Origin of the sequence: Christiangramia sabulilitoris (genome assembly GCF_007050985.1) — a bacterium.
GTDB lineage: Bacteria > Bacteroidota > Bacteroidia > Flavobacteriales > Flavobacteriaceae > Christiangramia > Christiangramia sabulilitoris.
Map to the genome: position 1 here is coordinate 1 of NZ_VHSF01000009.1, position 4,782 is coordinate 4,782.

The following is a 4,782-nucleotide window of genomic DNA, read 5'->3' on the forward strand; positions in this document are numbered from 1 at the left end:
TAATACTTATGATAGTAATACCATCCYCGATGGTACTACGGTAAGTGTATTGGTAGAGACCACCGATGGTTGTACMGATTATGCTACTGCCGATGCAGTGATCTATGAAAATCCGGAAGCAGAACTTGAAACCGATGGAGTTTGTGATGGTGAGGATGCGATCTTTACCGCGGGCCCTAGTGGCAACGGAGAAGAATACACTTTCTGGATAGATGACAGTGAAGATGGAGTTATAGATGCTGGCGAGGAAATCCTTCAGGCAAAATCTACTGATAATACTTATGATAGTAATACCATCCTCGATGGTACTACGGTAAGTGTATTGGTAGAGACCACCGATAGTTGTACAGATTATGCGACAGCCGATGCCGAGATTTATGATAATCCTGAGGCCGATCTTCAGACAGATGGAGTTTGTGATGGCGAGGATGCTGTCTTTACCGCGGGCCCTAGTGGCAACGGAGAAGAATATACTTTCTGGATAGATGACAGTGAAGATGGAGTTATAGATGCTGGCGAGGAAATCCTTCAGGCAAAATCTATTGATAATACCTATGATAGTAATACCATTGTAGATGGAACTACGGTAAGTGTATTGGTAGAGACCACCGATGGTTGTACAGATTATGCTACTGCCGATGCAGTGATCTATGAAAATCCAGTATTAGATGGAGGTACCGTTTGTGTTGGAGAAACTATCGACATTGGTATTGGAGCAGGTACTTATGAATCTTCAGATACTGCTATTGCAACCGTGGATAATGCTGGTATTGTAACAGGAGTTAGTGCGGGTTCAGTTACCATAACCTATACTGATGGTAATAATTGTACAGATACTGCTACTGTTATTGTAGAGCTGTGTGCCCAGGAAGGATGTACTCTTGGATACTGGAAAGAACATACAGATAGGTGGTGTGATGCATATGTTACCTGTACCTTATATGAGGATGTATTTACCAGTGCGCCTGATGAATTTAAAAATGCAGACCTTACCCTTTTAGAAGCACTTAATTTAGGAGGTGGTGACATTTATAATCTGGCTCGCCAGTCGGTTGCAGCTTTATTAAATATCTGTAGCGATGGAGTATCTTATAATTACTCCGGTGGTATAGACCAGTTAATTATTGATGTAAACAATGCTTTTGATGGTATTGGAGAATTTAATGCCGGCACCAAGGCAACACAGCTTGATGTATTAAACCAGGCAGGTTGTCCACTAAGCGGTTCCAGTGCAACTACTGCTCCAAGTACTGGATGTGGAAACCAGGTTGAAAACTCTCTTATGGAATCATCTATAAGTGGATTTACTGTTGCTCCGGTACCATTTAGTGACCAGTTAAGTGTACAGTACCATTTCGATTATACATCAGATGTCAATATTCAATTGTATAATATGAATGGTCAGATGTTACAAAACTTTAAGTTCCTGAATGTAACCGCGGGAGATATCAGTGATTTCAATGTAGGTTCGCTGGTAACCGGAGGTCAGGCTTATATTTTAAGAGTCAATACCGATAGGGAAAGTTTCTCTAAAACTATTATGGCATCAGACTAATAGTTGAATTTTAATAATCTAATATAAGCAGCCTTCGGGCTGCTTTTTTAATCTCGAAAAACTGGGTGAATACCCTTAATTTTTGTCGTAAAAAGGATTTTTGTTGATTTCAACCTATTAATTTCCAGTGTTCTAAGCTTGAATTCTTTTATATTTGATTAACTATTATTACAGCTTTGTCACCCTACGACTTACTGTTTTTTTAAAGCCCCCTATCAATTTTTATTTTATCGCCCCTGCGAAGGTTCCTGATTTGTTATTCAGTTTCACCTTAATTCTATTGTTTTTACCCCCTTTCACCATTGTTTTTTACTTTATGGTCGCAATGTGTTCTCGTTTATTTAAATAATAATTAAAGGGAACCATTTTAAATATTTCTTCCCCCCGGTAGACGGTGTGCCTTCAAGGCATGTTCCCTGGTCATTTTTGATGCAGGTTAGTACCCTATCCATAACTAAGATTTTGCTCCAGAAAATCTGAACGTTTACCATTTTGGTTCAATTGAGCCTATGTGAGTGGCTAACCATTTAAACTAGTAATTATGAATGAATTTACGTGTTTGAAACCAACGCGTTTACGCCAATGTTGCAGGCAAGTGTTGTTTTCATGGAAAAAGATTTTAAAAACAGGGTTTGGGAGCTTATTTCCCTTACTACTGTTTTTGTTGTTTACCGGTACCACGGTAACTGCACAGGTGGACATTCCTCTTACCAATGAGGAAAATGCTAATTTCGGAGTTGAAGCAGATTTATATGCGAATGTTCTGGATAACGAAACCCAACCAGGGGATCCTGATTTCAGTAACACTGATGACTGGTTCCTTAATTCCGAATTATGGTCTGGCTCTGGATTAGGAGTAATAAATGTAACTGGAGGTGAAGCTCCGGCGAAAATTGCTCTCTGGGATGGAGAAAGCAATGAAAACATTTCAGACACCTTACGGCAATCTATGCCAATTTATTCCATTGTGGAAGGTCGCACCTGGATAGATGCCCTTTATGCAAGAGATCAACGTACTAATGGAAATCTTCGGGACAATAGTTATTTTACCTCTAGTTCTGACAAGAATTTTCATGATCCCGAAACCTGGACTATTGGAGTAGGTAGTGGAGGCCCTCAGAAAAATGATATTATTGAATTTTTTGGCCATATACGTAGGGATGTCGCAAGTACCCCAGGCCCGGTACCAGGCCTTGGAACCGAATATGCTTTTCTTGGTGCTACTACCCGCAGCCAGGATGGAACAAGTCATTTAGATTTTGAACTTTTTAGAAATGAAATTGTTAGGGAAGGGTCTAACCTGGTATCAGCTGGTCCTGAGTGTAATAGAACAGCGTATATATTTGATTTAGCTGGTACAACTGGAAATGGTGATAATTCTAATGATGATGATGGAAGCGTTATAACTCATGGTGATTTGATATTTTCAATTAACTATTCAAAAGGTGGTGAGAATGTTCAAGTAGAACTTTTCATATGGATAGATCGTCAGGATTTCCCAAATGATCAAGCCTTTAGAGATTTCAATGATTTAACTGATAATCCGTTTAATTTTGGAAGTGCAAGTGGTGCCTTTAATTTTTATCCGTGTAATGAGGATCCTAGATATGGCTACGCCCAAATAAAGTTAGCTACCGCGGAAGCCCAGGGATGGGTAACCGCTCAAATAAATCAGATAGAAACACTAGGTCCCGCCTGGGGTACCTTTAGTGGAAACGGGGCTAAGGTGGCAGATCTACCACGTATATCCTTTATCGAACTGTCTATAAATGCCACAGAATTAGGATTGGATACAGGTTCTACTGGTGGTACCTGCGAAAAACCATTAGGTACGGTTTTAGTAAAATCCAGATCTTCAGATAGTTTTACGGCAGAATTGAAAGATATGCTGGGGCCATTTCCTTTCGGGGCTACCCCACCTGTAGATGTAGAATTGGACGACGAACAATTAAATTGTACCCTTGAATTTGTAACACTAGAAGCAAGATTACTTACAGCAGGAGATTTTAGGTTCCAATGGGCTAAAAAGAATTCTGAAGGCGTGTATGAAGATATAGAGGGTGCAATAAGCCAGACTTACGATGCTGCTGAACCGGGATTTTATAAAGTAATGGTAACCCAGATTCTATCTAATGGTGACGACGGATGTACAGATGAGGCAGAGGCAGAGGTTCAGGGTAGCAACGATGCACCGGAATTAGTGATTTCTTTTCCTGAACCTGAAACAGTCTCATGTACCGATGATGTTACAGATGCATTCAATTTATGGTTAGGTGCATTTGACGTTACCGGAGGTGGCGGTACTGTAACATCAACATATACGGTAATAATTGATGGAGGAACTGAAAGTGACCCTATTGATTTTGCAAATTGGCCACAAGGAATTGTAGAGCCTGCTGATGTTTGTGGCGGAGGAAGCGTTCAGGTCAATTTAAGGGCTTCAGATGAATGTTTACAGGATAAGAGTGAAAGTTCTACTTTCACTTTAAGTCCAATTACTCCAGGTCTGGATTTACCAGACAACGGAAGTGATACGGTAGATTGCCCGGCAGATGCAGTAGACCCTGGAGCGCCTGATACAATTCAGGATGCCTGTGGAAATGATGTAGTGCCTGAGCTTGTTGGGCAGGATGATCCATCGCTAGAATGTGAGGGCGATGTGGTATGGAGGTATCGATATACCGAATGTGATGGAACCACAGCTGACTGGATTTTCACCTATACCATCGACTACGATGAGTTGGAAACTCCGACCGCGACCTTTGCCGATGTAGCCTGTTACGATGATATCGTATTGCCAACCCCACCAACGGTGTTAGATAGTTGTGGTGAATCGATCACACCATCTGATCCAGTGGAAGGGACAGTTCCAGATTGTGAAGGCGATGTGACCTACACCTGGACCTATACTGATTGTGCTGACAACAGTGTGGATTATGTTCATACGGTGACCATCGACTACGATGAGTTGGAAACTCCGACCGCGACCTTTGCCGATGTAGCCTGTTACGATGATATCGTATTGCCAACCCCACCAACGGTGTTAGATAGTTGTGGTGAATCGATCACACCATCTGATCCAGTGGAAGGGACAGTTCCAGATTGTGAAGGCGATGTGACCTACACCTGGACCTATACTGATTGTGCTGACAACAGTGTGGATTATGTTCATACGGTGACCATCGACTACGATGAGTTGGAAACTCCGACCGCGACCTTTGCCGATG

General features: G+C 41.5%; 2 protein-coding genes. Both read left to right on the plus strand.

Annotated elements, in window-relative coordinates; genetic code table 11:
* Positions 1-1,555, plus strand: a 1,555-nt coding sequence (locus tag FGM01_RS14400) for an Ig-like domain-containing protein (RefSeq protein ID WP_143411890.1), incomplete at its 5' end; no start/stop codon positions are given.
* A gap of 541 nt (positions 1,556-2,096) precedes the next feature.
* Positions 2,097-4,782 (plus strand): HYR-like domain-containing protein (locus FGM01_RS14405; RefSeq protein ID WP_166435241.1); only part of this gene is annotated, 2,686 nt, incomplete at its 3' end.